Source organism: Nocardioides sp. F233 (genome assembly GCF_057813895.1).
Window position 1 is genome coordinate 1 of sequence record NZ_JBVASH010000008.1, and the last position, 26,320, is coordinate 26,320.

30 protein-coding genes are annotated in these 26,320 nt (G+C 71.8%); 13 read left to right on the forward strand and 17 right to left on the reverse strand.

The window, feature by feature from the left end; translation table 11 throughout:
- Positions 1-159 precede the first annotated feature (159 nt).
- On the reverse strand, positions 160-1,071 hold the full coding sequence (locus ACZYRU_RS24405; protein WP_488959704.1) for a PfkB family carbohydrate kinase: 912 nt from the start codon (positions 1,069-1,071) through the stop codon (positions 160-162).
- A gap of 28 nt (positions 1,072-1,099) precedes the next feature.
- On the opposite strand from ACZYRU_RS24405, the gene xseA reads away from it, so the two are divergent.
- Positions 1,100-2,326, forward strand: coding sequence for an exodeoxyribonuclease VII large subunit (gene xseA, locus ACZYRU_RS24410; RefSeq protein WP_488959705.1), 1,227 nt, complete (start codon positions 1,100-1,102; stop codon positions 2,324-2,326).
- The gene (locus ACZYRU_RS24415) at positions 2,319-2,549 is read left to right on the forward strand and encodes an exodeoxyribonuclease VII small subunit (RefSeq protein ID WP_488959706.1); all 231 of its coding nucleotides are present in this window, start codon (positions 2,319-2,321) and stop codon (positions 2,547-2,549) included. The genes xseA and ACZYRU_RS24415 overlap by 8 nt, the downstream gene beginning before the upstream one ends.
- Here ACZYRU_RS24415 and ACZYRU_RS24420 read toward each other — a convergent pair.
- Positions 2,546-3,127, reverse strand: coding sequence for a DUF4245 family protein (locus ACZYRU_RS24420; RefSeq protein ID WP_488959707.1), 582 nt, complete (start codon positions 3,125-3,127; stop codon positions 2,546-2,548). The genes ACZYRU_RS24415 and ACZYRU_RS24420 overlap by 4 nt on opposite strands.
- A 110-nt stretch (positions 3,128-3,237) precedes the next feature.
- Between ACZYRU_RS24420 and ACZYRU_RS24425 the strand changes: the two genes are divergently transcribed.
- The 5 genes from ACZYRU_RS24425 to glpX all read left to right on the forward strand — a co-directional run bounded on the left by ACZYRU_RS24425 (position 3,238) and on the right by glpX (position 7,509).
- Entirely contained in the window at positions 3,238-3,651 is a 414-nt protein-coding gene (locus tag ACZYRU_RS24425) for a TOBE domain-containing protein (RefSeq protein ID WP_488959708.1), read from the forward strand.
- Positions 3,652-3,670: 19 nt separating this feature from the next.
- A complete protein-coding gene (gene modA / locus ACZYRU_RS24430; RefSeq protein ID WP_488959709.1) occupies positions 3,671-4,471 on the forward strand; it encodes a molybdate ABC transporter substrate-binding protein in 801 nt (266 codons plus the stop codon).
- A 176-nt stretch (positions 4,472-4,647) separates the two neighbouring features.
- Entirely contained in the window at positions 4,648-5,433 is a 786-nt protein-coding gene (locus ACZYRU_RS24435) for an ABC transporter permease (protein ID WP_488959710.1), read from the forward strand.
- Positions 5,430-6,470 carry a sulfate/molybdate ABC transporter ATP-binding protein gene (locus ACZYRU_RS24440; RefSeq protein WP_488959711.1) on the forward strand — a complete coding sequence of 347 codons (1,041 nt, stop codon included), beginning with the start codon at positions 5,430-5,432 and terminating at the stop codon, positions 6,468-6,470. The genes ACZYRU_RS24435 and ACZYRU_RS24440 overlap by 4 nt, the downstream gene beginning before the upstream one ends.
- 25 nt (positions 6,471-6,495) lie before the next feature.
- Positions 6,496-7,509 carry a class II fructose-bisphosphatase gene (glpX, locus tag ACZYRU_RS24445; protein ID WP_488959712.1) on the forward strand — a complete coding sequence of 338 codons (1,014 nt, stop codon included), beginning with the start codon at positions 6,496-6,498 and terminating at the stop codon, positions 7,507-7,509.
- A gap of 61 nt (positions 7,510-7,570) precedes the next feature.
- Here the strand turns inward: glpX and ACZYRU_RS24450 are convergent, their stop codons facing one another.
- Positions 7,571-8,209 (reverse strand): TetR family transcriptional regulator, encoded by a 639-nt coding sequence (locus ACZYRU_RS24450; protein ID WP_488959713.1) that lies wholly within the window; start codon positions 8,207-8,209, stop codon positions 7,571-7,573.
- A 109-nt stretch (positions 8,210-8,318) separates the two neighbouring features.
- On the opposite strand from ACZYRU_RS24450, the gene ACZYRU_RS24455 reads away from it, so the two are divergent.
- Positions 8,319-9,050: a DUF981 family protein gene (locus ACZYRU_RS24455; protein WP_488959714.1), complete on the forward strand. Its 732-nt coding sequence runs from the start codon at positions 8,319-8,321 to the stop codon at positions 9,048-9,050.
- A gap of 46 nt (positions 9,051-9,096) precedes the next feature.
- Here ACZYRU_RS24455 and ACZYRU_RS24460 read toward each other — a convergent pair whose 3' ends face one another.
- Entirely contained in the window at positions 9,097-9,927 is an 831-nt protein-coding gene (locus ACZYRU_RS24460; protein ID WP_488959715.1) for an esterase/lipase family protein, read from the reverse strand.
- A gap of 58 nt (positions 9,928-9,985) precedes the next feature.
- On the opposite strand from ACZYRU_RS24460, the gene ACZYRU_RS24465 reads away from it, so the two are divergent.
- Positions 9,986-10,891 carry an alpha/beta fold hydrolase gene (locus ACZYRU_RS24465; RefSeq protein WP_488959716.1) on the forward strand — a complete coding sequence of 302 codons (906 nt, stop codon included), beginning with the start codon at positions 9,986-9,988 and terminating at the stop codon, positions 10,889-10,891.
- Here the strand turns inward: ACZYRU_RS24465 and ACZYRU_RS24470 are convergent.
- Genes ACZYRU_RS24470 through ACZYRU_RS24485 form a run of 4 tightly spaced genes read right to left on the reverse strand, consistent with a single transcriptional unit; the run spans position 10,888 to position 15,202 of the window.
- Positions 10,888-12,090, reverse strand: a complete 1,203-nt coding sequence (locus ACZYRU_RS24470) for an ABC transporter ATP-binding protein (protein ID WP_488959717.1) — start codon at positions 12,088-12,090, stop codon at positions 10,888-10,890. The two genes, ACZYRU_RS24465 and ACZYRU_RS24470, sit on opposite strands and share 4 nt — an antisense overlap.
- Before the next feature lie 7 nt (positions 12,091-12,097).
- The gene (locus ACZYRU_RS24475) at positions 12,098-12,931 is read right to left on the reverse strand and encodes a carbohydrate ABC transporter permease (protein ID WP_488959718.1); all 834 of its coding nucleotides are present in this window, start codon (positions 12,929-12,931) and stop codon (positions 12,098-12,100) included.
- Position 12,932: 1 nt separating this feature from the next.
- Entirely contained in the window at positions 12,933-13,859 is a 927-nt protein-coding gene (locus ACZYRU_RS24480) for a carbohydrate ABC transporter permease (protein WP_488959719.1), read from the reverse strand.
- A gap of 5 nt (positions 13,860-13,864) precedes the next feature.
- Positions 13,865-15,202, reverse strand: a complete 1,338-nt coding sequence (locus tag ACZYRU_RS24485) for an extracellular solute-binding protein (protein WP_488959720.1) — start codon at positions 15,200-15,202, stop codon at positions 13,865-13,867.
- Between the two features lie 163 nt (positions 15,203-15,365).
- Here ACZYRU_RS24485 and ACZYRU_RS24490 point away from each other — a divergent pair, with 163 nt between their 5' ends.
- Entirely contained in the window at positions 15,366-16,559 is a 1,194-nt protein-coding gene (locus ACZYRU_RS24490) for a DUF4032 domain-containing protein (protein WP_488959721.1), read from the forward strand.
- On the opposite strand, the gene ACZYRU_RS24495 is transcribed toward ACZYRU_RS24490, so the two are convergent.
- Positions 16,511-16,939 carry a riboflavin kinase gene (locus tag ACZYRU_RS24495; RefSeq protein ID WP_488959722.1) on the reverse strand — a complete coding sequence of 143 codons (429 nt, stop codon included), beginning with the start codon at positions 16,937-16,939 and terminating at the stop codon, positions 16,511-16,513. The two genes, ACZYRU_RS24490 and ACZYRU_RS24495, sit on opposite strands and share 49 nt — an antisense overlap.
- A 7-nt stretch (positions 16,940-16,946) precedes the next feature.
- Positions 16,947-17,450: a flavin reductase family protein gene (locus ACZYRU_RS24500; protein ID WP_488959723.1), complete on the reverse strand. Its 504-nt coding sequence runs from the start codon at positions 17,448-17,450 to the stop codon at positions 16,947-16,949.
- Between the two features lie 93 nt (positions 17,451-17,543).
- Between ACZYRU_RS24500 and ACZYRU_RS24505 the strand changes: the two genes are divergently transcribed.
- Positions 17,544-18,149, forward strand: coding sequence for a PadR family transcriptional regulator (locus tag ACZYRU_RS24505; RefSeq protein ID WP_488959724.1), 606 nt, complete (start codon positions 17,544-17,546; stop codon positions 18,147-18,149).
- On the opposite strand, the gene ACZYRU_RS24510 is transcribed toward ACZYRU_RS24505, so the two are convergent.
- The 6 genes from ACZYRU_RS24510 to ACZYRU_RS24535 all read right to left on the reverse strand — a co-directional run bounded on the left by ACZYRU_RS24510 (position 18,146) and on the right by ACZYRU_RS24535 (position 24,395).
- Positions 18,146-19,033, reverse strand: coding sequence for a ribokinase (locus tag ACZYRU_RS24510; RefSeq protein WP_488959725.1), 888 nt, complete (start codon positions 19,031-19,033; stop codon positions 18,146-18,148). The two genes, ACZYRU_RS24505 and ACZYRU_RS24510, sit on opposite strands and share 4 nt — an antisense overlap.
- Complete coding sequence (locus ACZYRU_RS24515) at positions 19,030-20,394, reverse strand: NtaA/DmoA family FMN-dependent monooxygenase (protein ID WP_488959726.1); 1,365 nt, start codon at positions 20,392-20,394, stop codon at positions 19,030-19,032. Before ACZYRU_RS24515 ends, ACZYRU_RS24510 begins: the two co-directional genes overlap by 4 nt.
- A 32-nt stretch (positions 20,395-20,426) precedes the next feature.
- Positions 20,427-21,290 (reverse strand): ABC transporter permease, encoded by an 864-nt coding sequence (locus ACZYRU_RS24520; RefSeq protein WP_488959727.1) that lies wholly within the window; start codon positions 21,288-21,290, stop codon positions 20,427-20,429.
- Positions 21,283-22,080 (reverse strand): ABC transporter ATP-binding protein, encoded by a 798-nt coding sequence (locus tag ACZYRU_RS24525; protein WP_488959728.1) that lies wholly within the window; start codon positions 22,078-22,080, stop codon positions 21,283-21,285. Before ACZYRU_RS24525 ends, ACZYRU_RS24520 begins: the two co-directional genes overlap by 8 nt.
- 11 nt (positions 22,081-22,091) lie before the next feature.
- Positions 22,092-23,198, reverse strand: a complete 1,107-nt coding sequence (locus ACZYRU_RS24530; protein WP_488959729.1) for an ABC transporter substrate-binding protein — start codon at positions 23,196-23,198, stop codon at positions 22,092-22,094.
- A 195-nt stretch (positions 23,199-23,393) separates the two neighbouring features.
- A complete protein-coding gene (locus ACZYRU_RS24535) occupies positions 23,394-24,395 on the reverse strand; it encodes an asparaginase (protein ID WP_488959730.1) in 1,002 nt (333 codons plus the stop codon).
- 49 nt (positions 24,396-24,444) lie between these two features.
- On the opposite strand from ACZYRU_RS24535, the gene ACZYRU_RS24540 reads away from it, so the two are divergent.
- Positions 24,445-25,113 (forward strand): YdeI/OmpD-associated family protein, encoded by a 669-nt coding sequence (locus ACZYRU_RS24540; RefSeq protein ID WP_488959731.1) that lies wholly within the window; start codon positions 24,445-24,447, stop codon positions 25,111-25,113.
- Here the strand turns inward: ACZYRU_RS24540 and ACZYRU_RS24545 are convergent.
- Positions 25,037-25,813: a MerR family transcriptional regulator gene (locus ACZYRU_RS24545; RefSeq protein WP_488959732.1), complete on the reverse strand. Its 777-nt coding sequence runs from the start codon at positions 25,811-25,813 to the stop codon at positions 25,037-25,039. The genes ACZYRU_RS24540 and ACZYRU_RS24545 overlap by 77 nt on opposite strands.
- Before the next feature lie 20 nt (positions 25,814-25,833).
- Between ACZYRU_RS24545 and ACZYRU_RS24550 the strand changes: the two genes are divergently transcribed.
- Entirely contained in the window at positions 25,834-26,310 is a 477-nt protein-coding gene (locus tag ACZYRU_RS24550; RefSeq protein ID WP_488959733.1) for a DUF6194 family protein, read from the forward strand.
- Positions 26,311-26,320: the final 10 nt, after the last annotated feature.

A 26,320-nucleotide genomic window follows, 5' to 3' on the forward strand; every position in this document is an offset into this window, starting at 1 on the left:
CCGAACCGTCACCACAACGGCAGCGGGTCACCGAAGCGAAGAGTCACGACCACAGCAGCAGAACCAAGGCCACCCTGCCAGCCAACCTCAGGCCGGCCACGAAAACCCTCACAGCGGAGCGAGCGCCAAACCAACACCGTGAGTCCTGAACGAGACGCATCAGTCCCGCGCAAGTTCCTCGCGAGTGGGCGGGTCAGCACCCAGCCGCCCGACGGTGACGGCGGCGACGCGGGCGGCGTACGTCAGCGCGGCCCTCCACTCCTCCGGCCCGAGCGCGGCCAACCGGTCCCGGGAGCCGGCGCCGAGGAGCGGCCACAGGTGGTCGATGAGTGCTGCGGCGAAGGTGTCCCCGGCGCCGATGGTGTCGACGACCTCGACCGGCTCGGCGTGCACGCCGCCGGTGGACCAGTCCGGGCCGGAGCAGGCGTGCCAGGAGGCGCCCTCCGCGCCGTGGGTGACGATCACGGCGACGGGCCCGCCGGGCAGGGCGAGCAGCGCCGAGGCCGACTCCCCCGCCGACCGGTCCGGCCAGAGCGCGACGAGGTCCTCGTCGGACGCCTTGACGAGCGTCGCGTACGACGCGGTCCGCAGCACCCGGTCGAGCACCTGAGCACGGGTGCCAGCGATCGCGGGGCGCAGGTTGACGTCGTACGTCACGCAGGTGGTGGGCGCGATCCGCTCGACCAGCGCGAGCACGTCCGCGGCGCCCGGGTCGAGCAGCGGTGCCAGCGAGGTCACGTGCACGACGTGCGCGGGCCCGTCGTCCAGCGCCGGCAGCTGCCACCCGATGTCGAAGGTGTACGACGCCGCGCCGGTCGCGTCGATCACCGCCTCCGCGCGGGGCGTGGACGTCAGCACGCAGGGATGGCCGGCCAGCTCGACACCGGCCGAGCGGAGGTGGCCGGCGATCAGCGCACCGGCCGCGTCGTCGGCGTACGCCGTGGCGAGGCGAACCGGTCTCCCCAACCGGGCCAGCGCGACGGCGGCGTTGACCGCGGAGCCACCGGGCCGCTCGTCGCCGTCGACCACGTCGAGCACGGATTCACCGATCACGAGCGCCGTCGCCGTCATGTCGACACTGTCCCATAGGCTCGCGGCCGTGGCTCTCGAGACGTCGCTGGAGAAACCGGCTCCGGTCCGGGCGATCGCGAACGCGCTCGCCGGCTGGATCGACCGGCTCGGCGCGGTGTGGGTCGAGGGCCAGGTCACCCAGATCAGCCGGCGCCCCGGCCTGGCGACGGTGTTCATGACGCTGCGCGACTCGGTCGCCGACATCTCGGTCCCGGTCACCTGCTCGCGCGTGATGTTCGACGGCCTGCCCACCCCGGTGACCGAGGGCGCCAGCGTGGTCATCCACGCGCGGCCGTCCTACTACGCCAACCGCGGCAGCCTGTCCCTCAACGCCCGCGAGATCCGGATGGTCGGGCTCGGCGAGCTGCTCGCCCGGCTCGAGCGGCGCCGCCAGCTGCTGGCGGCCGAGGGTCTGTTCGCCCAGGAACGCAAGCGCCGGCTGCCCGCCGTACCCCGTCGCGTCGGTCTGGTCACCGCGCCCAGCTCGGCCGCCGAGCGCGACGTCCTCGAGAACGCCACCCGCCGCTGGCCGGCGGTCGCCTTCACCACCGCGTACGCCGCCATGCAGGGCCAGCGCTCGGCCGAGGAGGTGATCGAGGCCGTACGCCGCCTCGACGCGGACCCCGAGGTCGACGTCATCGTCGTGGCCCGGGGCGGCGGCTCGGTCGAGGACCTGCTGCCGTTCTCCGACGAGGGCCTGATCCGCGTGGTCGCCGCTGCCCGCACCCCCGTCGTGTCCGCGATCGGCCACGAGCCGGACTCCCCGCTGCTCGACCTGGTCGCCGACGTGCGGGCCTCCACGCCCACCGACGCTGCCAAGCTGATCGTGCCCGACATGGCGCAGGAGCGGATGATGGTCGACCGCGCGCGCGACGCGCTGCGCCGCGCCGTACGCCACCGCCTCGACCGCGAGCAGTCCCAGCTCGACGCCCTGCGCTCGCGCCCCGCGCTCGCCCACCCCGGCACCATGATCGATGCGCGCCTCGACGAGCTCGACGACTGGCGCTCGCGGATCCGCCGCCAGCTCGAGTGGCAGGTCGACCGCGCCGCCGACGACCTCGACCACCGCCGCGCCCGGGTCCGCGCCCTGTCGCCGCTGGCCACCCTGCGCCGCGGGTACGCCGTCCTCCAGGACGCCGACGGCCACGTCGTCACCTCCGTCGGCGACGTCTCCCCCGACGCCTCGCTGTCGGTCCGCGTCGCCGACGGCCGCATCCACGTCACCGCCACCACGACCGAGGAGATCCATGACTGACACCACGCCCACGGAGCCGAGCGAGGAGCTCTCCTACGAGGACGCGCGCGCCGAGCTGGTCGAGGTGGTTCGTCAGCTCGAGGCCGGCGGTACGACGCTCGAGGAGTCCCTCGCGCTCTGGGAGCGCGGCGAGGCGCTCGCCACGACCTGCCAGGGCTGGCTCGACGGCGCCCGGGCACGGCTGGAGTCGGTGCTGGGCGACGACGACACCGACGAGGACTAGCCGATCGGCGTGGTGACCAGCGAGTCGACGATCGTCCGGAGGTCCTTGGCGGGCGCGGAACCGAACACCAGCACGGTCTGTCCGCCGACCTCGGCGGCGTAGGCGGAGTCGCCACCCGCGTCGGCGTACCCCTTCCAGTCACGGGCCACCGGCTGGGCGACGCCGGCCGGGACGGTGTAGCCCGGGCGGGTCTCGGTGTTCTCGTCGACCCACTGGGACAGCATCGCGGTGAGCGAAGCGTCCTCCTGGCGGACCGCGAGGAACTTCCCGTCGTCGGTGAGCAGCCGGACCATGGTCACCGGGCGGTCGCCGGGTACGACGTCGACGCCGGTGGAGATCCAGCCCTTCGGGAGGGCGTCCGGGTAGATCGGCGTGAGGCCGGCCTGCTGGGCGGACTGGACGATCTCGACGTAGTCGACCGCCTCGGGCTTGACCTCGAAGTCCGGGCGGAAGGCGCCCATGAAGTAGAGGAGCGCGCCGATCGCGACGACGGTGACGACCAGCGACGTCACGAGGCCGACCGCGGATCGCTGGTAGCGGCCCGGGCGCTCTGACGGCTGCGACTGCTGGGTGCTCATGACGGGTCCAGTGTCCCAGCACGGTCCCAGCCGCCATCCCCAGCCCCACCGAGAGACGCAGATGCGTTGATCGAATGGCAAAACAGCCGCAGATGCGCCAGAGTGACGCCATGACCGACTACCGGGTGTCCGAGGCCGCCGAGCTGCTCGGCGTCTCCACCGACACCGTCCGCCGGTGGATCGATGCCGGGCGGGTGCCCAGCAGCACGGTCGACGGGCGCACGGTGATCCCGGGGGTCGACCTCGCCAGCCTGGCGGCTTCGCTGGTCGACGAGGCCGACCGGGATCGCACGCGGGCCGGTGACGTCAGCGCGCGCAACCGGATGACCGGGATCGTCACCCGAGTCCTCGCCGACACGGTGATGGCCCAGGTCGAGATGGTCTGCGGCCCGTACCGGGTCGTGTCCCTGATGAGCGCCGAGGCGGCCACGGAGCTGGGCCTGGCGCCCGGCGTACGCGCGATCGCGTCGGTCAAGTCCACCACCGTCGTCGTCGAACGACCCGTCCCGAGACAGCACCGATGAAGGAAGGCCTGAGGCCCCGATGAAGAAGACCTGGCTCCGGCTCGGCGCGACCAGCGCCGCCGTCCTGCTCGCCCTCCCCCTCGCCGCCTGCGGCGACAACGGCGACAACGGCGACGGCGGCTCCAGCGGCGGCAAGGGCGACCAGACGCTGACCGTCTTCGCGGCCGCGTCCCTGACGAAGACCTTCGAGGAGCTCGAGGGCCAGTTCGAGGACGCCCACCCGGGCGTCGACGTGAAGCTGTCCTTCGGCGGCTCCTCGGACCTGGTCGCCCAGATCACCGAGGGCGCGGAGGCGGACGTGTTCGCCTCCGCCGACACCGCCAACATGGACAAGCTGGTCGCAGCGAAGCTGACCTCCGGCGACCCGCGGGAGTTCGCGACCAACACCCTGATGATCGCCGTACCGCCGGGCAACCCGGCCAAGATCACCAGCCTGGCGGACCTCACGAAGAAGGACGTCAAGCTGGTGCTGTGCCAGCCGGAGGTCCCGTGCGGCAGCGCAGCCCTGAAGGTCGGCGAGGCCGCCGGCCTGACCTTCAAGCCGGTCAGCGAGGAGGAGTCCGTCTCCGGCGTGCTGACCAAGGTCGAGGACGGCGAGGCCGACGCCGGCCTGGTCTACGTCACCGACGTGGCCGCCGCGGGCGCCGACCTGGAGGGGATCGACTTCCCGGAGGCGGCCGGCGTGGTCAACCACTACCCGATCGTCGCCGTCGAGGGCTCGAAGCACGCCGACCTCGCCCAGCAGTGGATCGACCTGGTCACGGGCGAGGGCCAGAAGGTGCTGCAGGACGCCGGGTTCGGAGCCCCCGCGGCCTCGTAGGTCCCAGGGAAGCGCTGATCAATGGCGGCGTCGCGAGCGTCGAGAGGCACGTGCGGTGGCAAGGCGCAGGCGCGAAGGCATGCTGGGCGCACGTCGAGCGTCTGCAACGCCGCCAACGTGCGTGCATCTCGGCGCGCAGCAGGCGCCATTGGTCAGCGCTTCCCTAGGCTCGCCGCATGACGCACACCCGGCACGTCGGCCTGCCGCGCTGGCTCCTCGCGCCCGCGCTGCTGGCCGGCGTGTTCGTGGTGCTCCCCGTCGCCTCGATGACGACCCGCATCGACTGGGGCGAGTTCCCCTCGCTGGTCACCTCCGAGGCCGCCCGCTCCGCGCTGGTCCTGAGCCTGAAGACGTCGACCGCGAGCACGGTGCTCTGCCTGCTCCTCGGCATCCCGCTGGCGACGGTCCTCGCGCGCAGCGAGGCCCGCTGGCTCGGCGTGCTGCGCTCGCTCGTGCTGCTCCCCCTCGTCCTGCCGCCCGTCGTCGGCGGCATCGCGCTGCTCTCGACCTTCGGCCGTCAGGGCCTGCTCGGCGGCGAGCTCGAGGCGCTCGGGATCCGGATCGCGTTCACCTCGATCGCGGTCGTGCTCGCCCAGACGTTCGTGTCGCTGCCGTTCCTCGTCGTCAGCCTGGAGGGCGCGCTGCGCACCGCCGGGGAGAGGTACGACGTCGTCGCGGCCTCCCTCGGCGCGCGACCGACCACGGTCCTGCGCCGGGTCACCCTGCCGCTCGTGCTGCCGGGCCTGGCATCGGGCGCGGTGTTGGCGTTCGCCCGCTCCCTCGGGGAGTTCGGCGCCACGATCACCTTCGCCGGGAGCCTCGAGGGCACCACCCGGACCCTGCCGCTGCTGATCTACAACCTCCGGGTCACCGACGCCGACGCAGCGGTCGCGATGTCCCTCGTCCTGGTCGTGGTCGCGGTCCTGGTGATCGGTTTGGTCCGTCCCAAGGGGGCCTTGTGAGCGCCCGGGTGGAGGTCGTCGTCGCCGAGCGCGGGGTCGACGTCGCCTTCGAGGTCGCCGACGGCGAGACGGTTGCGCTGCTCGGACCCAACGGCGCCGGCAAGTCGACCACCCTCGCGGTCCTGGGCGGTCTGCTGCGCCCCGACGCGGGCCGGGTGGTGCTCGACGGCGAGGAGCTGACCGGGCCGGGGCGATGGGTCGCGCCGCACGCGCGTCGTACCGCACTCCTGGCACAGGACCCGCTCCTCTTCCCGCACCTGTCGGTCCTCGAGAACGTCGCCTTCGGCCCACGCAGCACCGGCTCCGGTCGCCGCGCCGCCCGCGCGAGCGCCGGGCACTGGCTGGCCGAGGTCGACGCCGCCGAGCTCGCCGAGCGCCGTCCGGCCCAGCTGTCCGGCGGCCAGGCGCAGCGGGTCGCGGTCGCCCGGGCGCTCGCCGCCGAGCCGCGGCTGTTGCTGCTCGACGAGCCGATGGCGGCCCTCGACGTGGCGGTCGCGCCGGCGCTGCGCACGCTGTTCCGTCGGGTCCTGGCCGACCGCACCACCGTGATCGTCACCCACCACGTCCTCGACGCGCTGCTGCTCGCCGACCGGGTCGTCGTCCTCGACGGCGGTCGCGTGGTCGAGCAGGGTGCGACCGCCGACGTGCTCTCCCGCCCGCGCAGCGCCTTCGCCGCCCGGTTCGCGGGACTCAACCTGGTCGCGGGCACCGCCACCCCTGACGGCGTACGACGCCCGGACGGCCTGCTCCTGCACGGCACCCCCGGCGATCCCGGGCCCGTCGACGGCGCCGACGCGGTGGCCGTCTTCCGCCCCTCGGCGGTCGCCGTCCACGCCCAACCACCGGGCGGCAGCCCGCGCAACGTGCTGCCCGTCGTGGTCACCGAGCTCGAGCCGCTGGGCGACCTGGTCCGGGTCCGCGCGGGTGAGCTCGCGGCCGACGTGACCGTGGCCTCGGTCGCCGAGCTGGGCCTGGCCCCGGGCGCGGCCGTGACCTTCGTCGTGAAGGCCACCGAGGTCGACGTGTACGCCAGGTAGTTCGAGGACCGATAGGGTTCGCCCTATGAACGACGCCCTCATCGTGGAGCCGCCCGCCCCCGACCGCAACCTCGCCCTCGAGCTGGTGCGCGTCACCGAGGCGGCCGCGATGGCAGCCGGACGTTGGGTCGGCCGTGGCGACAAGAACGGCGCCGACGGCGTCGCCGTGCAGGCGATGCGCGTGATGATCTCGACGATCGGCATGAACGGCACCGTCGTGATCGGCGAGGGCGAGAAGGACAACGCGCCCATGCTCTACAACGGCGAGAGCGTCGGCGACGGCACCGGCCCCGAGTGCGACGTCGCCGTCGACCCGATCGACGGCACCACCCTGACCGCGAAGGGCATGGCCAACGCGGTCGCCGTCCTCGCCGTCGCCCCGCGCGGCACGATGTACGACCCGTCCGCCGTCTTCTACATGGAGAAGCTGGTCACCGGCCCCGAGGCCGCCGAGGTCGTCGACATCCGCTACCCCGTCGCCGAGAACATCCACCAGGTCGCCAAGGCCAAGGGCTCCAACCCCTCCGACGTCACCGTGGTCCTCCTCGACCGGCCGCGCCACGCGCAGCTCGTCGACGAGATCCGCGCCACCGGCGCCCGGATCAAGTTCATCACCGACGGCGACGTCGCCGGCGCGATCATGGCCGCCCGCGCCGACACCGGCATCGACCTGCTGCTCGGCATCGGCGGCACCCCCGAGGGCATCATCGCCGCCTGCGCGATGAAGGCCATGGGCGGCACCATCCAGGGCCGGCTGTGGCCGACCGACGACGAGGAGCGCCAGCGCGCCATCGACGCCGGCCACAACCTCGACCCCGACCACATCCTCACCACCGACACCCTGGTCACCGGTGACGACTGCTTCTTCGTCGCCACCGGCATCACCGACGGCGAGCTGGTCCGCGGCGTCCGCTACCGCGCGGGCGGCGCGGTCACCCAGTCGCTGGTCATGCGCTCGCGCAGCGGCACGATCCGCACGATCACCTCCGAGCACCAGCTGTCCAAGCTGCGCGGGTTCTCCGCGATCGACTTCGACTGAGCCTCCGTCCGGGGCCAGTTTCCTCGTCGTACCCGGCATTCGGGTCGCGGTTCGGACCGAATCACGACCCAGATGCCGGGTACGACGCATTTCCGGCACCCCGCACCAGCTCCAGCAACCTGGCCACGTCCGCCACCGCATCGGCGATCGGGTCCTCGTCACCCGCGGCGGCGCCGTACAGCAGCGCCGCGTCGAGCATCCGCACCACCAGGTCGAAGTCCGGGCTCTCGGCGACCACCGTCCAGCCGCACCGGTCCAGGGCCTCGCGCAGGGCGGCGAGCAGCGCGGGGCGTGATGCGGCCATGATCGGGCGCAGCTCGGGGTCGGCCGTGGCCGCGAGCATCGGCTGCAGCCGGCGGCTGACCACCGCCGGGTCCAGGGCGGGCGCGTAGAGCACCTCGAGCAGGAGCTCCGCGGTACGCCGGGCGGACCGGGCCCGGCGCGTGATCGACCGCGCGCGCTCGGCCGCCCCTGCCGTGCGGACCTCCTCCGCGGCAGCCACCGCGGCGGCGTACAGCTCCTGACGCGTCGCGAAGTAGTAGCCGGCGGATCCCGCCGGCACCCCGGCCGCCGCGGCCACTCTTCGGTGGGTGACGGCGTCGGGCCCCTCCTCGATGAGCAGCCGCGCCGCCGCCTCCGTCATCGCGCGGGTGCGCTGGGCGCTGCGCTCCTGGACGGGGCGGCGGGAGGCGGCGGGCACGAGGTCCACCCTACGCAGGACCATTCGTCCGGAATATCTATACATGCGTATAGGTTCTGGTGGGCGAGGACCGAGATCCGGTCCCACGGATCACCAGAGGTGCACCACCATGAGCAGCCTTGTGGCCCAGGAGGGCCTGAAGATCGACTGGGCGAACATGCCCACCTACAACACGATCATGGCCGTCGCCGTCGGCGCGGGCCTGATCACGCTCGTCATGCTCGGCCGCGAGCTCCTGCGCGCGCCGGAGGAGGTCGAGCCGGACGGCTGGGCGCTGACGTTCGGCGTGCTCGGCACCGTCCTCACCACGACCGGCCTGCACATGACCCTGACCTGGCCGCTCGCCGCCGGGGGCTTCCCGTTCGACAACATCATCTTCGGTGAGACCAGCCTGGGCTTCGGTGTCCTCCTGCTCGCAGCCGCGCTCTACCTGTGGAAGCGTGGCGCGGTCGCTCTGGCCGCCAGCAGGCCGCTCCAGGCACTCGCCCGGGTCGCCCAGCCCATCACGGTCTTCGTCGGTGGCCTCGGCCTGAGCCTGGTCGCGATCGCGGTGGCGGGCATCAAGTACCAGCTGTTCGCCGCCCCCGCCGAGGAGCCGATCTCGGGCGAGTTCGCCAACCACCCGATGGTCGAGGCGACGTTCATGTCGCTGCTCATCGCGATCGTCGGCCTCGGCGCCCTCGCCTTCGCCGCCCTGGTCAACCGGGTCCGCAGCACCGGTACGCCGGGCGCCTGGGGCCGGATCACCGGCTGGCTCTGGGGCGTGTCGGGCGTGCTGTTCCTGCTGTTCGGCGCGATGAACTTCTTCACCCACATCGGGCTCATCGTCAACACGATGTGATCCGCGGGCCGGGTCTCCCCGTCGTACCCGGCAATCGGGTCGTGGTTCAGGCGGAATCGCGACCCAGGTGCCGGGTACGACGCACGTCCGGAACCCGCAGCGCCTCCACGACCACGTCGATCACCCGCGGGTCGACAGCCATCCCGATGTGCGAGGCCCGCACCTCGACGGCCCGGCCGGCGGGGTCGATGCAGGCCTTCCAGTCGACGATGCCGTCGCGGCGCGAGTAGACGTTGGTCATCGCGACATCGGCGCGCAGCGGCTCCTGGGACTCGGTGAAGCTGAGGTGGGCGCACTCGCCGGCGACGCAGTCCTCGCTCATCAGGCCGGGGACGCCGGCCTCGGAGAGCCGGTTGAGCACGCGTACGCCGCGGGTCAGCAGGGCGTGGTGGGCGGCCGGGGCACGCATCGGACTGCCCATGGTGACGATGCCCGCGACGAGGTCCGGGCGGCGGGCGGCGAGGCCACGGGCGATCATGCCGCCGAGGCTGTGCCCGACGATCTGGACCCGGGCGTCGCGACGCTCGGCGATCTGCTCCAGGCGCGCCTCGAGCGCGAGCGCGGAGCCGAGGGTGCAGCCGACGTTGGCGTGGATGTGGGAGCGGTAGGTCCGGAAGCCGCGCCCACGCAGCTCGGCGGCCATCGCGGTGAGGGTCCAGTCGCCGGCGAGGAAGCCGGGGATGAGCAGCACCGGCTCGGCGACCCGGGCCGCTGATCGACTCGCGACCGGCGTACGACGACGCACGCGTCGGGTCGCGCCACGACGAGCCGCGAAGCGGCCCGCCTCGGTCACCAGACTGCCCTCGCGCAGCAGCGCGGCCAGCGCCGGACGGCCGTAGCCGTCGGGCAGCAGCCAGGGCGCCAACGTGTTGCTCACGTCACAAACGTTACCCAGTTGAATCGACAACTACTCGCAACTTGTCAAACTGGGTGTCATGTCCGCCTCCGACGAGCTGCTCGCCCCGGTCTCCCCCGACATCGAGCTCTGCTACCAGACCTTCGGCGACCCCAGCGCCGAGCCGATGCTGCTGGTGATGGGCCTCGGCGGCCCGATGACCTGGTGGGACGCCGACCTGTGCGTGCAGCTGGCCGAGGCCGGCTTCCACGTGATCCGGTACGACAACCGCGACACCGGGCGCTCCTCCCGCTCCCCCGGTCGGGTACGCCGTGCCGACCTGCTCCGCGCCTTCGTCGGGGCGCCCACCCGGGCGCCGTACTCGATCGCGGACCTGGCCGGCGACGCCTTCGGCCTCCTCGACCACCTCGGCATCGAGTCCGCGCACGTCGCCGGCGTGTCGATGGGCGGGATGATCGCGCAGACCATGGCGCTGACCGCACCGGAGCGAGTGCTCAGCCTGAGCAGCATCATGTCGACCACCGGTCGGCGCACGGTCGGCCGCCAGCACCCCAGCCTGCTGCCGACGCTGATCGCCGGGCGCGGCCCGGAGCGCGAGGACTACATCCGGGGCAGCCTCGCGGTCTGGAAGATCATCGGCTCGCCGCGGTTCCCGCAGACCGAGGAGAAGCTGCGCAAGCGCGCCGGCGAGACCTGGGACCGCGGGGTCACCCGCGCCGGCGTGCTGCGCCAGATGTTGGCCGTGCTCACCCAGCCCGACCGCACCCGGGCGCTCGCGCAGGTCACCGCGCCCACGCTGGTGATGCACGGCCTCGCCGACCGGATGGTCAACGTGTCGGGCGGTCGGGCGACCGCGGCTGCGATTCCCGGCGCGCGGGTGACCCTCATCGAGGGCTGGGGGCACGACCTGCCGGCCGCCCTGTTCCCGACGTTCACGATCGCGATCCGCCGCAACGCGGACCGCGCGACGGCGGGTCGCCGCTAGCCGGCGGTCACCTCCGCGCCGGGGATCCGTCCGGCCCGCTCCCGGTCCACGGTGAGGTTCTCACCGCTCGCCGGGTCGAACAGGTGGATCCGGCGCCCGTCGACCCAGATCTCGGCGTCCCGGCCCTCGGCGATCCGGCTCGCGCCGTCGAGGGACACGACGAGCTGGGTGCGCATGGCCTCGCCGTCGAGGTCCTTCTCCAGCTGCTGCAGCTGCTGCTTGACCGCGTCGGGCGCCTCGAACGGGATGTAGGCGTAGGTCTCGTTGCCGAGCCACTCCACCGCGTCCACGTTCGCCGAGAACGTCGACCCGCTGCGGCCCTCGGCGGCGGCGAGCGAGGCGTCCTCGAAGTGCTCGGGGCGGATGCCGGCGATCAGCAGGCCCCGTCCGGCGGCGCGCTCGGCCTTGTCGGCGGGGATCTCGACGCTGCCGAACGGCAGCTTCACCCGGCCGCCCTCGACGGTCGCGGGGAGGAAGTTCATCGGCGGGGAGCCGATGAAGCCGGCGACGAAGAGGTTGCCGGGGTTCTCGTAGAGCTCGCGCGGGGTCGCGAGCTGCTGGAGCACACCGCGCTTGAGCACGGCGACCCGGTCGCCGAGCGTCATCGCCTCGGTCTGGTCGTGGGTGACGTAGACCGTGGTGATGCCGAGGCGCTTCTGCAGCCGAGCGATCTCGGTGCGCATCTGCCCGCGCAGCTTGGCGTCGAGGTTGGACAGCGGCTCGTCGAAGAGGAAGGCATCGGCCTGCCGGACGATCGCGCGTCCCATCGCGACGCGCTGCCGCTGGCCGCCGGACAGGTTGCCGGGCTTGCGCTGGAGGTGCTCGTCGAGCTCGAGGGTCGCCGACGCCTCACGCACCAGCTTGTCGACCTCGGCGTCCGGCTTCTTGGCCAGGCGCAGCGGGAACGCGATGTTCTCGTAGACCGTGAGGTGCGGGTAGAGCGCGTAGTTCTGGAACACCATCGCGAGGTTCCGGTCGCGCGGCGCGAGGTCGTTGACCCGCTTCTCCCCGATCACCATGTCGCCCGACGTGATGTCCTCCAGGCCCACGATCATCCGCAGCAGCGTGGACTTCCCGCAGCCCGAGGGGCCGACGAGGATCATGAACTCCCCGTCCGCGACGTCGATCGAGACGTCGTTGACGGCCGGGAAGCCGTCGCCGTACTGCTTGACGATGTGGTTCATCGTGATGGCAGCCATCAGTGGTTCACCCCTTCACGGCGCCGGAGGTCAGGCCGGCGACGATCTTGCGCTGGAAGATCAGGACGATGACGACGATCGGGATGGTCGCGATGACCGCTCCCGCGGCGAGCAGCGAGGCCGGCCGGTTGAACGGGTCGGAGCCGACGAAGAAGGACAGCGACGCCGGGATCGGGCGGGCGTTCTCGGTGGAGGTGAGCGAGATCCCGAACACGAAGTCGTTCCACGCGAAGAAGAAGGTGAGGATCGCCGCCGTGAAGACGCCGGGCGCGGCCAGCGGCACGATCACCTTGCGGAACGCCTGCCACGACGTCGCGCCGTCGACCTGCGCCGCCTGCTCCATCTCCCACGGGATCTCGCGGAAGAACGCCGACAGGGTCCAGATCGCCAGCGGCAGCGTGAAGGACATGTAGGGGATGATCAGGCCCGGCCAGGTGTCGTAGAGCCCGATCGCCCGCCACATGTCGAAGAGCGGGCCGACCAGCGAGACCACCGGGAACATGGCGATCGCCAGCGCGATCGTGAGCACCGCCTTCTTGCCGCGGAACTCGAGCCGGGCGATGGCGTACGCCGCCAGCGTCGCGACGACCACCGAGAGCAGCGTGGCGATCAGGCTGATGCCGATCGAGTTGACGATCGCGCGACGGAACTGCTCGTTGTCCCACACCGCGCGGTAGTTGTCCCAGCCCGCTCCCCCTCCGTCGGAGGGGAAGAAGCCCGGACTGCCGTTGGTGATCGCGGCCTCGGACTTGAAGGACAGCGAGATGATCCAGGCGACCGGCAGCAGGCACCAGATCATGATCAGGAGACACCCGACGACGAGACCGATCCGGTTCTTCATGTCATGCCTCCTGCCGGGCCTGCGCCAGGTCGACGCGGAAGACCTTGACGATCGCGAACGCCACCACGAGCACGGACAGGAACAGCAGCACCGACAGGGCCGAGCCCAGGCCGAGCTGGAACTGCTCGATGGTCTGGCGGTAGGTGAGGAAGCTGATCGACTCGGTCTTCACCGCTCCTGCCGTCATCACGAAGATGTTGTCGAAGATCCGGTAGGCGTCGAGCGCCCGGAACAGGACGGCGACCATGATCGCGGCACGCATGTTCGGGAGGATCACCTTGAACAGCCGCTGCCACCAGGTGGCGCCGTCGACCTTGGCTGCCTCGATCATGTCCTCGCTGACCTGGGCCAGACCGGCCAGCAGGAGCAGCGACATGAACGGCGTGGTCTTCCAGATCTCGGAGACCATGATCGCCGCGACGGCCGACCCGGTGTGGCCGAACCAGTTGAAGTCGTCACCGACGAACGGCAGCCAGCCGTTGACGAAGCCGTTCTGGAACGAGAACGCGAACTGCCACGCGAAGCCCGAGACCACGGTGATGATGCCGTAGGGGATCAGGATCGACGTACGGATGACGCCGCGCGCGAAGATCACGCGGTGCATCACCAGGGCGAACGCGAAACCGATGACCAGCTCGATCGCCACCGTGACCACCATGTAGAGCACCGTCACGCCGGTGGTCTGCCAGAACAGCGGGTCGGTCAGCGCCGTGAGGTAGTTGCCGATCCCCACGAAGTCGCGCTCGTCGGGTGCGGTCAGGGCGTAGTCGAAGGTCGACAGGTAGAGGGCCCGCAGCATCGGGAACGCCGTCACCAGCAGCATCAGCACGATGGCCGGCGCCACCAGCTTCTGGCCGAGGCGGGTCTCCGCGCGGGCGCGGTCACTGGCGACGGGCTTGCCCCTCGCGGGCTTCACGGGTGCGGTCACGGTGCTCACAGCAACGACTTCCCTTCCAGCACGTCCTTCAGGTACGTCGCCGAGTCCTTCGGCGTGCTGCCGGGTTCGACCGAGGTGGGCGAGTGCCACTTGGCCTGGATGGCGCCGGAGATCATCGCGTAGAAGGCGCTCTTGGGCCGCGGCCCGCCCTCGTCGACGCTGGTGCGGAACAGCTCGATCAGGTCGGCCGGGTAGTCCCCGCTCGCCGCGACCTTGTCGTACGCCGCGTTGGTCGACGGCATCAGGCCGTTGTCGAGCGCGAGGTCGACCTGCGCCTGCTCGGAGGTGATGCAGCGAGCCGCCTCCATCGCGAAGTCGGGGTGCTTGCTGTAGGCGCCGACCCCGATGTCGATGCCGCCGACCGGCGGCTTCGACGCCTCGCCCTCGACCGTCGCGGGGTAACGGGCCCAGCCCAGGTCGGCGAACTGCTCGTCGGTGAGGCCGGATCCGACCTGGCCCTCGTAGTTCTTGTAGACGAACGTCCAGTTGACCATGAACTCACCGGCCCCGCTCTCGGGGAACATCTGCCCGAGGCTGGTGCCCTCGTTGGAGACCGTGAGGTCCGGCTGGGCCGCCTTCGAGTCGGCGAGCTCCTTGATGATCTCGGCCGCCTTGCGCCCGGCGTCGGAGCCGATGTCGACCTTGGCGTCGCGGCCGGCCTCGGTGTCGGAGACGATGTCGCCGCCGGCTCCCTGGACGAGCGCGTTGATCCACACGACGTACGCCTCGTACTTGTTGGCCTGGACGCCGACCGTGCCGTCGTTGTCGGCCGCCGCCTTGATGACCTGGTCCCACGTGACCGGCTGGGTCATGTCGAGGCCGGCGGCCTGGGCGAGGGACTTGCGGAACCAGAGCACCTGGGTGTTGGCCCACAACGGGATCGCGTAGACCTTGTCGTCCCAGGTGACCGTCTCGGCCGCGCCGGAGAGGTAGTCGCCGTCACCGGCGACGCTGCTGGTGATCGAGTCCGCGAGGTCGCCCTCGACCCGCTGCAGCCAGCCGGCGTTGGCGAACTCGGCGACGAAGACCGGGTCGAGGTTCATCAGGTCGGTGGAGGAGTCCTCCGCGGCGAGCCGGCGGGCGAGCTGGGTGCGCTGGTCGGTGGCGCCGTTGGGCAGCAGCTGCACCTCGATGTCGTACTGGTCGGTGCCGCACTGCTTCGCGTACTTCTGGAAGGTGTCGACCCCGTCGGGGTTGACGTACCAGTTGAGCGTCGGCTTCCCGGATCCGCCGCACGCCGTCAGGCTGCCGGCCGCGAGCGCGGCGACCGCAACGAGCGCAGCTCGTCGTCGGCGCCGGATTCGTTGTCCCGACGGGCCGCTGATCGATCTCATCGCCCTGATCACCCCTCCCGAGGATGTGGCGTGCGTCACTCAGTCCTACCTCTACGTCGCGGACTTTGTCCACGCCCACGTGCTGCCCCGATGCCCACGCGGCACCGATCCAGTGCCCGCGGCCGGCGAGTTCAGACGCCCCGGGTTGGCGTAGGTTTCGACCATGGCGCTGCACGTCGTCGCCGCCCGCACCGACCCGGCCCTGTTCCGGCTGCCGTGGTCGCGACCCTTGGCGGACTGGGACGACTGGTACGTCGTACCGCTTCCGCTCGGGTTGTCCCGCCACGTCGTCCGGGTGGTCCAGGTGAACCGGCAGTTCCTCGCGGTGAAGGAGACCGAGGAGGCGATCGCGCTGCGGGAGTACGACCTGCTGCGGGACCTGCAGCGCCTCGACCAGCCGGCCGTCGTACCGCGGGGCGTGGTGACCGGGCGCACGGATGCCGGTGGTGAACCGCTGCCGGCGGCGCTGCTCACCGAGCACCTGCACTACTCGCTCCCCTACCGCGCCGTCTTCCAGCACGGACTGCGTGCCGAGCAGGTCCCGGCCCTGGTCGACGCCCTCGTCGTGCTGCTCGTGCGACTGCACCTGGCCGGCTTCTTCTGGGGCGACGTGTCGCTGTCGAACGCCCTTTTCCGCCGTAGCGCCGGGGGTTTCGCGGCCTTCCTCGTCGACGCCGAGACCGGCGAGCTGCGGTCGTCGATCTCGGACGCGATGCGCGAGCAGGACGTCACCGTCGGCGTCGAGAACATCTTCGCCGAGCTGATGGACCTCCAGGCCAGCGGCGACACGGACATCGAGGTCGACGGGTTCGCGATCGTCGCCCAGCTCGCCGACCACTACCACGCGCTGTGGGACGAGCTCACCGCAGCCGAGGAGTTCGGCACTGACGAGTGGTACCGGGTCGAGCAGCGGATCGCGCGCCTCAACGACCTCGGCTTCGACGTCGACGAGCTCGACGTGCGCACCGAGTCGGACCGGGTCCGGATCCAGCCCAAGGTCGTCGAGGCCGGACACCACCGCCGCGAGCTGCGCGAGCTGACCGGCCTGGTCGCCGAGGACAGCCAGGCCCGCAAGCTGCTCAACGACCTCGCGGCCTTCACCGCCCACGGCGGGTACGACGACCAGGACCGCGAGGCCGTCGCCCGGCGCTGGCTGGCGACCGTCTACACCCCGATCGTCGACCTGCTGCCGCCCGAGCTGCGCCGCACGATCTCCGCGCCCGAGTTCTTCCACGAGGTGATGGAGCACCGCTGGGCGCTGTCCGACGAGGCCGGGCACGAGGTCGACATCTTCGACTCCGCGCGGGACTACGTCGCCGACGTGCTCCCCCACCGGCCGCCGGACTCCTCGGTCTGAGTCTCGCCCAGCACCGCACGCGCACGGCGTACGTCGTCCGCGGTCTGCGCGACGAGCCCGGCGACCGTCGGGAACCGGCGGGTCGGTCGCAGCAGCCGCACGAGACGCACCTCGATCGTGCGGCCGTAGAGGTCGCCGGCGAAGCCGTGCAGGTAGGCCTCGACCCGGCGGCCCTCGACGTCGTCGAAGGTCGGGTTGGTGCCGACGCTGAGCGTCGCGCCGTACGTCAGCGGATCGACGGGCACCCGGACCCGGCACGCGTACACGCCGTCGGGCGGCACCTCGCCGATCGTCACCGCGACGTTGGCGGTCGGGAAGCCCAGACCGTGCCCACGCCCGTTGCCGGGGACCACGACACCGCTGAAGGTGGCGTCGGGCACGACGCCCTCAGCTCGCGCCCTGGATGACGTGGAACCGGCTCTGGTGGAACACCAGCGGGTCGACGTCGGGGAAGGCGTCGACCCCGAGGACGCTCAGGACCACGATCTCGTGGTCGCCGCCGTCGTGGGCCGCGCGGACCTCGCAATCGAGCCAGAGGGCGGCGCCGGCGATGAACACCGCGCCGTCGTCGCTCGCCTCCCACGCGGTGCCGGCGAACCGGTCGCCCACCCGGGCGGCCAGCCGCCGGCACACGGCGTCCTGCCCGACGGACAGCACGCTCAGGCCGAGCCGGCTGCCCGCGAGGCGGGGCCAGGTGGTCGAGGTGCGCGCCACGCTGATGGCGACGAGGGGCGGTTCGAGCGAGGTCGAGCTGAACGAGTTCACGGCCATGCCGACCGGCTGGCCGTCGACCAGCCCGCACACGGCGACCACCCCGGTGGGGAACGCCGAGAACGCGCTGCGGAGCTCGAGCGGCGTCGGCGCCGCCGCACCCTGATCCGGGACCACCATGGGCTCGACTCCCTCCGAGATATAGTCAAACTTGTCTATTACAGAGATAATATACGCCGTTGAACATGCAAACAAGTGCCATAGCATGTCCCCATGTCATCTCCCACCCGCCTGGTCGTGCTCGGCGCCGTCTACCAGTTCCAGCCGGTGCACGGATACTTCCTGCGTCGCGAGCTGATGACCTGGCTGGTCGACGAGTGGGCCAACATCCAGCCGGGCTCGATCTACAACGCGCTGCGCTCGCTCGAGCAGGACGGCTACGTCGCCGAGAGCGGCACCGAGACCAACGGCAAGCGCCCCGCGCGGACGACGTACCGCATCACGCCGACCGGCGAGGTCGCGCTCCTGCGGATGCTGCGCGAGACGCTGTGGACCGTCGAGCCCTTCGACGCCCAGGCGGTGAACGTGATCGCGTCGTTCATGTTCATCCTGAGCCGGCAGGAGGTCATCGCGGGGCTCGACCACCGGGCGAGCGAGATCGACGCGATCGTGAAGGCGAACGAGTTCCACATCCAGGACACGCTGCAGTCCCCCACGACGCCCAAGTACGTGCGCGAGATCTTCGAGCTGTGCAGCGGGCGCCTGCGCGCCGAGCAGGCGTGGGCCCGCGAGCTGGTCCAGCGCCTTCGCGAGGGTGAGTACTCCTTCAACGACGACGTGCCGGCTCTCACGCCCGACGCGCACGGGGACCCGCGCTAACCGACGACCAGTCGATCGATCGCGACGGAGCTCAGCCGCTCGGTCTGCGCGCCGACGACCCCGACGACGATCGCCCCGGCCGCGGCAGCGCGGGTGAGGGCGAGCTGCAGGCTCGCGCCCTGGTTGAGCGCGGCGGCGAGCGCACCGCAGAAGGCATCGCCCGCACCGGTGGTGTCGACCGCGTCGGCCGGGAACGCGCTGAAGCGCAGCATCCGGGAGCCCTCGCGGTGCAGCTCGCACCCGCGGGCACCGAGCGTCACCACGACGGCACCGGCTCCCGAGCGCAGGCAGCGAGCAGGGCCGCCGAGCGTCTCGGCCTCGGCCTCGTTGACGACGAGGACGTCGACGCGGTCGAGCAGCGTGATCGCCTCCGGCGCTGCCGGCGCGGCGTTGAGGATCGTGACGGCGCCGGCGCGCCGCGCCGCCGTGAGCGCGGCCCCCGCGACGGCGAGCGGGATCTCGAGCTGGACGAGCACCACCCCCGCACCCTCGACGGCGGCCTCGGCCGCGGCCCGCGACACCGCCGCGTTCGCCCCGGGTACGACGACGATGCTGTTCTCCGCGCGGGGCAGGGCGAAGACGTGCGCGACGCCCGTGGACTCGCCGGCCAGCGTGTCGAGGTGCGTGACGTCGAGGCCCGCGTCGACCGCGGCGCCGCGGAGGAAGGCGCCCTCGGCGTCGCCGCCGACAGCCCCGCAGAACCGGGTCTGCGCGCCGCACCGCAGGGCGGCGATCGCCTGGTTGAAGCCCTTGCCGCCCGGGTAGCGGCCGATCGCCTCACCGCCCAGGGTCTCCCCCGGGGCGGGCAGCCGGTCGACCCGCGTGGTGACGTCGAGGTTGATGCTCCCCACGACGCTCACCCCGCGGCTCGCGGCCTCGATCACGCCACGTTCACGGTCGACGGGATCCGGTGCGAGGCACCCGGGTGGTCGTCGGGGAGCGTGGCCGAGGGCGTCCCGAGGAGGCGCTCACGCAGGGTCGGGGCGTCGTACTCACGCGGTGCGACGCCGCGCGCCCGCAGGATCGGCAGGACGTGCTCGACGAAGTCGGTCGTGGATCCGGGCTGGACGACCGGCGACAGCAGGAACCCGTCGAGGTCGGCCCCCTCGGCCAGCGCGCACATCCGGTCGGCGATCTCCTCGGGCGTCCCGACGACCGGCAGGGCGCCGACGCCGTGGGCGTGCCAGTCCTTGAGCACGTCCCCCACCGTCAGCCCGGCGAACCGGGCGACCTGCGTCTGGGACATCTCGGTGCCGAGCTCGGTCATCGGGGTGTCGCTCGCGTACGACGACAGGTCGAGTCCGGTGAACCAGGCGTACGACGCCACGGCGACCTCGGGGCTCTGCGAGTCGAGGACCCGCTGGTACTTCCGCTCGGCGTCCTGGGTGGTCCTGCCGACGACGCAGGAGAAGGCCGACATGACCTTCACCGCGTCCGCCGTCCGTCCGGCGGCGACGGCCGCCTCGCGGATCGCGCGGGTGTGCCCCGCGAGCTGCTCCACCGGGCCGCTGCCGATGAACATGCACTCACCGTGGCGGCCACCGAACTGGCGACCCGCGGGCGAGGCGCCGGCCTGGAAGAGGACCGGCGTGCCCTGCGGCGAGTAGGCGGTGTTGCCGTAGCCGTGCGAGCGGAAGTACGGACCCTCGTGGGCGATCCGGTGCACCTTCGCGGGATCGGCGAAGCGCCCGGCCTTGTCCTTCTCCAGGGCATCGGGCTCCCACGCGCCCTCCCACAGCTTGTAGACGACCTCCATGAAGTCGTCGGCCATGCGGTAGCGCTCGTCGTGGGCGACCATCGGCACGCCGAAGGCAGCGACCGCGGTCTCCGCCGTACCGGTGGTGACGACGTTCCACCCGATCCGGCCGCCGGAGAGCTGGTCGAGGCTGGCCATCCGGCGAGCGAAGGCGTAGGGCTGCTCCAGCAACGTCGAGCCGGTCAGCACGAGGCCGAGGTGCTCGGTCTCGGGCAGCAGCGAGGCGGCCACGATCGCGGGGTCGAGCCGGGGCAGGTCCAGGCCCTCGATCGAGCAGATGTCGGGACGCTGGCTGTTGACGTCGGCCCATCCCCAGGCGTCCGCGAGGAAGAGGAAGTCCAGGCGTGCGTCCTCGCAGATCCTGGCCAGGTCGCGCCAGTAGCCGAGCTTGTCGAAGTCGAGCCGGCGGTTCTCGGGGTGCCGCCAGGTGGCGGTGCCGGAGTCGTTCGCCTGGGCGTTCTCGAACAGACCGATCCGGAGCTGCTTCATGTCGATGCCTTTCGAAAGGAGTCTTGGTTGCGTCAACGGGCCACGACGTCGCCGTCGCTCCACCACAGGACGCGCTTGCGTACGACGGCCAGGACGGCGACCAGCAGCACGCCCATCGCGCACAGGAGCGAGATGCTCGCCCAGGTCACGGGCAGGTTCGCCTGGGCGGCGGAGGTGGTCACGAGCGAGCCGAGGCCGGCCTGAGTGCCGGCCGCGACGAACTCGGCGACGGCCGCACCCACGACGGCGAGCGGCAACGCGATCCGCAGGCCCGCGAAGACGTAGGGCATGCAGCCGGGCAGCCGCAGGTGGCGGAAGACCTCCCACCTGCTGGCGTGCAGGGTGCGGAGCACGTCGAGCGTCCTGACGTCCACGTCGCGGAGGCCGGCGAGCGAGTTCACGAGCATCGGGAAGAAGACCACGAGCGCGGTGACGAAGTACTTCGGCAGCATCCCGAACCCGAACGCGACGACCAGGGCCGGCGCGATCGCCACGATCGGGGTGACCATGAGGACCACCACCAGCGGCATCACCATCCGCTCCACGATCTGGAACTCGGCCATGACGACCGCGAGCAGGAAACCGGCCAGGATCCCGCTCGTCGCGCCGACCCCGACCTCCTTGAAGGTGACCAGGAAGTTGCTCCAGTACATGTCCGGCGCGAGCTTCAGGCTGGCCCAGATGTCGCCGAGGCGCGGCAGGACGTACGGGTTCGACTTCGCCACCACCTCCCACAGGACCGCCACCACGCTGAACGAGATCACCGTGGGGAGCCAGACCCGCCATGACGTCCAGGCCGGCAGCGGACTCCGCCGGCCCTGGCGCGTCCTGGCCTGCTTGCGGGAACGGGCGCCGCTCGCGACGGCCGCCGTACCGGGGACGCTGCGCTCAGACATGCGACTTCTCCATCACTCGGTGCAGCGCCTCGCGCACGACCCGCTCCAGGTCGCGGAACTCGTCGGTGGCGTACGACGCCTCGGCGCGCGGCCGGGGCAGGTCGACGTCGATCACCTCGGCGATCCGGCCGGGGTGCGCCGCCATCACCACGATCCGGTCGGACAGCATGATCGCCTCCGGGACCGAGTGCGTGACGAACAGGACGGCCTTGCGGTTGGACTGCCAGAAGTCGAGCAGGCCGAGGCGCTGCTGGTCGCGGTTCATCTCGTCGAGCGCCGAGAACGGCTCGTCCATCAGCAGGATGCTCGGGTCGAAGACGAAGGCCCGCGCGATCGCGGCGCGCTGCTGCATCCCGCCCGAGAGCTGGCCGGGGTACTTGCCCATGGCGCCGGCGAGGCCGAACGACGACAGCAGCTCCTCCGCGTCGCGCATGGTGCGCCCGGCGTTCGCGCGACGGTTGACGCCGATCGGCAGCCGCACGTTGTCCAGCACGGTGCGCCACGGCAGCAGCGCCGGCGACTGGGGCACCAGGCCGATCAGCTTGTCGCGCGCAGCGGACTTCACGCTGCGCCCGTCGATCGACACCGTGCCCTCGTCGGCCTCGACGAGGCCGGCCACCACCTTGAGCAGCGTGGACTTGCCGCAGCCGCTCGGGCCGATCACCGAGACGAACTCGCCCATGCCGATGGTCAGGCTGACGTCGTCGAGCACCGTGACCCGGGAGCCGTTCCAGCCGAAGGACTTGGTGATGCCCTCGACCCGTACGCCGGCGGTCGCGTCCTGCGCCATGCTCGCCGCCCTCACTCGCCCGGCCACACGAGCTTGCCGTCCTGGTAGAGGCTCGGGACGAGCTCCGCGTCCATCATGTCCTCGAGCGCGGGCGGGTTGTCGAGGCCGCCGTACTTCTGCACCAGGTCGTACTCCGACTGCCAGGCATCGAGGTTGATCGCGCCCGGCTCGGCACCGCTCTCGCGCACCCAGTCGGACTCCACGCCCCAGGTGCGGGCCTGCTGGTCCTCGGGGAAGGCCTCGCCCTGGCCGTTCTTCGCAGCCAGCGCGGAGACCATCTCGACGCACTTCTGCTCGTTCTGCAGGCAGTACTCGAGCGCCTTCAGGTCCGCCCGCATGAAGTCCGCTGCCGTCTCAGGGTGCTTGGCGAGGAAGTCGGAGTTCAGCTCCATCACGTTGTACGTGCCGCCGAGGTCGAAGTCGGACGGCAGGAACTCGTTGAACGGCAGCTCGAGGGACCGCAGCTTCTCCGGCTGGTTCGACGCATAGCCGACGATCGCGTCGACCTGTCCGCGGGTCACCACGGTCGGGTCGTAGTTGGTCATCTTGACCAGCTTCACCTTGGAGACGTCGACGTCGGCGGCCTCGAGCATGGCCGACGCGACGGGCGTGAGGTTGATGAAGTAGCCGAGGGTGCCGCCCTCGAGGTCCTTGAGGCTCTTGATGTCCTCGTTGGCGAAGATCGAGAACGGCGACACGTTGCCATACGTCGCGACAGCCGTCAGGTTGTGACTGTTCGCGGCGGCGAGCATCACGTCCGAGGCGGAGCCCAGGGCGGTCGCCTGCGCCTGCCCGGAGGCGACGAGCTGCTGCCCGTTCGCGCCCGACGCGTTGATCTGCACGTCGAGGCACAGCGCCTTGAAGTAGCCCAGCTGCTGGGCGATGAAGACATCCATCTGGCCGGCGCTGGCCCCGTACCCGTATCCCGAGATGTAGTTGATCGTGCCGGCGTCGCGATTGCGGGCGCACGCCGCGTCGTCGATCAGCACCTTGGCCTTCGCGCCGGAGTCGGTGGCAGAGCCGTCCGACCCACAGGCCGCCAGTGCGGTCGTCGCGACGAGCACGCCGAGCGCGGCAGCCAGGTGGCGTCGCGCGCCTCTCGCGGAAAGAGCTTGCATCGTGGGGACCCCCTCGGGAAATGGGCGAGATTTTTCCTCAAGTTAGCATGATCAAAATTGACTGAACAAGGGTTGAAGGCCACCAATTTGTGACGCAGGTCTCGTGATGGCCCGGCCTTCACGGGCGCCGGCCAGGGGTCGCCGACGGGCCCGGCCACCCCCTTGGGCGACGGGTCCGGGCGAGGGCGCTCCGGGCTAGGGCCGCCCGCGGAGCTCGAACTCGCTCGCGACGTCCGCCCGCGCGACCGGGCCCCGCAGAGCGAGCGCCCACAGCAGCAGCCGCGCCTTGACCGGCGAGAGCCAGCCGGCGCCGACGGCGCCCCGGGCGAGCAGGTCGATCTCGGAGCCCGGGTAGCCGTACATCGCCCGCCCGGTCGGGCCGGAGCCGGTGCGGGAGGCGAAGACGACGGGGACCTGTCGGGCCAGGCGGCCGACCGCCTCGGCCATCCGCGCGGACACGTGCCCGGCGCCGAAGCCGGCGATCACGACGCCGTCGACGTCCTCGGCGCGGATCGCGTCGAGGACGTACCCGTCGTCGCCGAGGTACGTCGCCACGAGCGGCACCCGCGGGTCCCCGGCCTCCTGCCCCGGCGAGAGCCGCAGCGCGGGCACCCGGCCCGGCGGGACGCCGTACACGACCTCGCCCTCGACGCAGCGTCCGATCGGGCCGAACACCGCCGAGCGGAAGGCGCTGGTCGACATCGAGTCGGTCTTGGCGACCCAGCGGGCCTGGTGCAGCTCGTCGTCGAAGGCGACGAGCACGCCGCGCTCACGCGAGTCCGACGCGAGGGCGCAGCGCACGGCGGTGAGCAGGTTGGCGGGGCCGTCGGCGCCCGCGGCCTGGGGCGAGCGCATCGCGCCGGTGACCACGAGCGGCTCGGGGCGGTCCCAGAACAGGTCGAGCAGGTACGCCGACTCCTCGAGGGTGTCGGTGCCCTGGGTGATGACGACACCCCGCGCGCCGGCGTCGACCGCGGCCTGCGCCCAGGCCAGCGTGCGGACGATGGTCGGCTCGTCGAGCGACGGGCTCGGCAGCGAGGCGAGCGTCTCCGCACGCACCGTGGCCGTGTCCTCGAGCCCGGGCACTGCGGCGGCGAGGGCCGCCGCGGACAGCGTCGGCACCACCTCGGTGCCGTCCTTCGAGGTGGACGCGATCGTGCCGCCGAGCGCGCCGATCGCCACGGTGGGGAGGGTCATGTGCCCAGCATTCCGCACCACTGTCGGACGGTGGTGGCAGGCTCGTCGCATGGCACGTGACATGACCCCGGGGCGGATGGGCGGCAGCCCCGAGCGGCCGGCCCGCTTCTTCGCCGACGCCGCCGAGTTCGGCGCGTGGCTGGCGGTGCACCACGACACGGAGACCGAGCTGTGGATGGGCCTGTACAAGAAGCACGTCCCCGAGCGCGGCCTGACCTGGGCGGAGGCCGTCTCCGAGGCGCTCTGCTGGGGATGGATCGACTCGGTCGCCCAGCGCATCGACGAGGACGCCACCCGTCAGCGGTGGACCCCGCGCAAGAAGACCAGCAACTGGAGCAAGGTCAACATCGACCTCGTCGAACGGCTGCGTGCCGAGGGCCGGATGCAGCCCTCGGGCCTGGCGATCTGGGAGGCGCGACGCCGCGACGTCGCCCCCTACACCCACGAGGCCGACCCCGGGCTGGCGCTGCCGCCGGCCTATGCCGCGCAGCTCGCCGCCTCCCCCGCCGCGACCGCGTTCTGGGAGGCCGCGACCAACACCTACCGCCGGATCTGCATGAACTGGGTGATCACCGCCAAGCAGGAGGCGACCCGCGACCGGCGGATGGCCCAGCTGGTCGACGACTCGGCCGCCGGCCGGCTCATCCCGAGCCAGCGCTACGGCGAGATCCCGAAGTGGGTCGAGCGGGCCGCCGCTGCGGCGGCCGCGGCGCGCTGACGATCTCCGCGAGCACGGCTCCGGCGCGCAACAGGGCCAGCACCCGTTGGGCGATCGTGGCCAACCGCACGTCCAGCGCCTCCAGCGATCGGGCGGTGTCGCCGAGGTCGCGCACCGCCCCGATGGCGGACCGCACCTCCGGGACCCGGTAGCCGGCGGCGCGCAGGGCGACGACGATCCGCGCCTCGCGTACGGCGCTCACCTGGTAGCGACGGGCGGTGCCGGCCCGCGTCGCGATCCGCTCGGGAGCAAGCAACCCGGCCTTCTCCCAGAACCGCAAGGTCGACGCGCGGACGCCCAGGGCGTCGGACAGCTCTGTGATCGTCATGGTGTCGGCCGCGACCGCCGGGGCGTCGGTGCCGGCCTCGGCGCTGACCGCGACCAGGGCTGCGCGGGCCGCGAGCACCTGCTCCCTCTCAGCACCGAGCCCGGCGTGCAGCGAGCCCACCATCGCCGTGGCGTCCTCGACCGTCAGCGTGCGCAGGTCGCGCATCACCCGCCGGGCGACGACCGGTCCGACGGCCAGCGCCAGGTCGCGGTAGGCGACGAGGTCGCGCACGTGGACGGCGGAGAACTGCCGGTAGCCACTGGCGGTCCGGGCCGCCGGCGGGATCACCCCGAGCGCCTCCAGGTTGCGCACCTGCTGGGACGAGTAGCCGGTCGCAGCAGCGACGTCCGCGGTCGAACCCTCCACAAGCACTTCAACTCCACACTCGAACCATGACCACAGACCCGAGTATGGAGCAGGTCCTCGCCACGATCCGGTCGTTCCCCGACGTGCTGGAGCTCGCGCCGACCGCCGGCAGCGCCTACCCCGAGATCGCCTGGGGCGACCACTTCTTCTACTACGCACCCGACGGCGAGGTGCCGGGAAACGAGCAGCCGTACGCCACCATCGTGACCAAGAACTACCCCGACGACACCGCCAGCCACCTGGACGCACCGGGACGATGGCGGCTCAACATCCACGTCGGGAGGGCGCGGTACGTCGATCTGCTCGGCGAGGAACCCGGAGCACGGACCGGCGCGGACGTCGACCTCGCCGCCACCGACGCGGTGCTCCCCCACCCCGTGCACCGCGCCCAGGGCTGGATCGCGATCGTCAGTCCCGGACCGGAGACCCTTGCACCGGCGCTGCTCCTGCTCCGCGAGGCGCACGAGGCTGCACGACGACGCCGGGCTCGACGACGCGCCTGAAGCCCCGCCG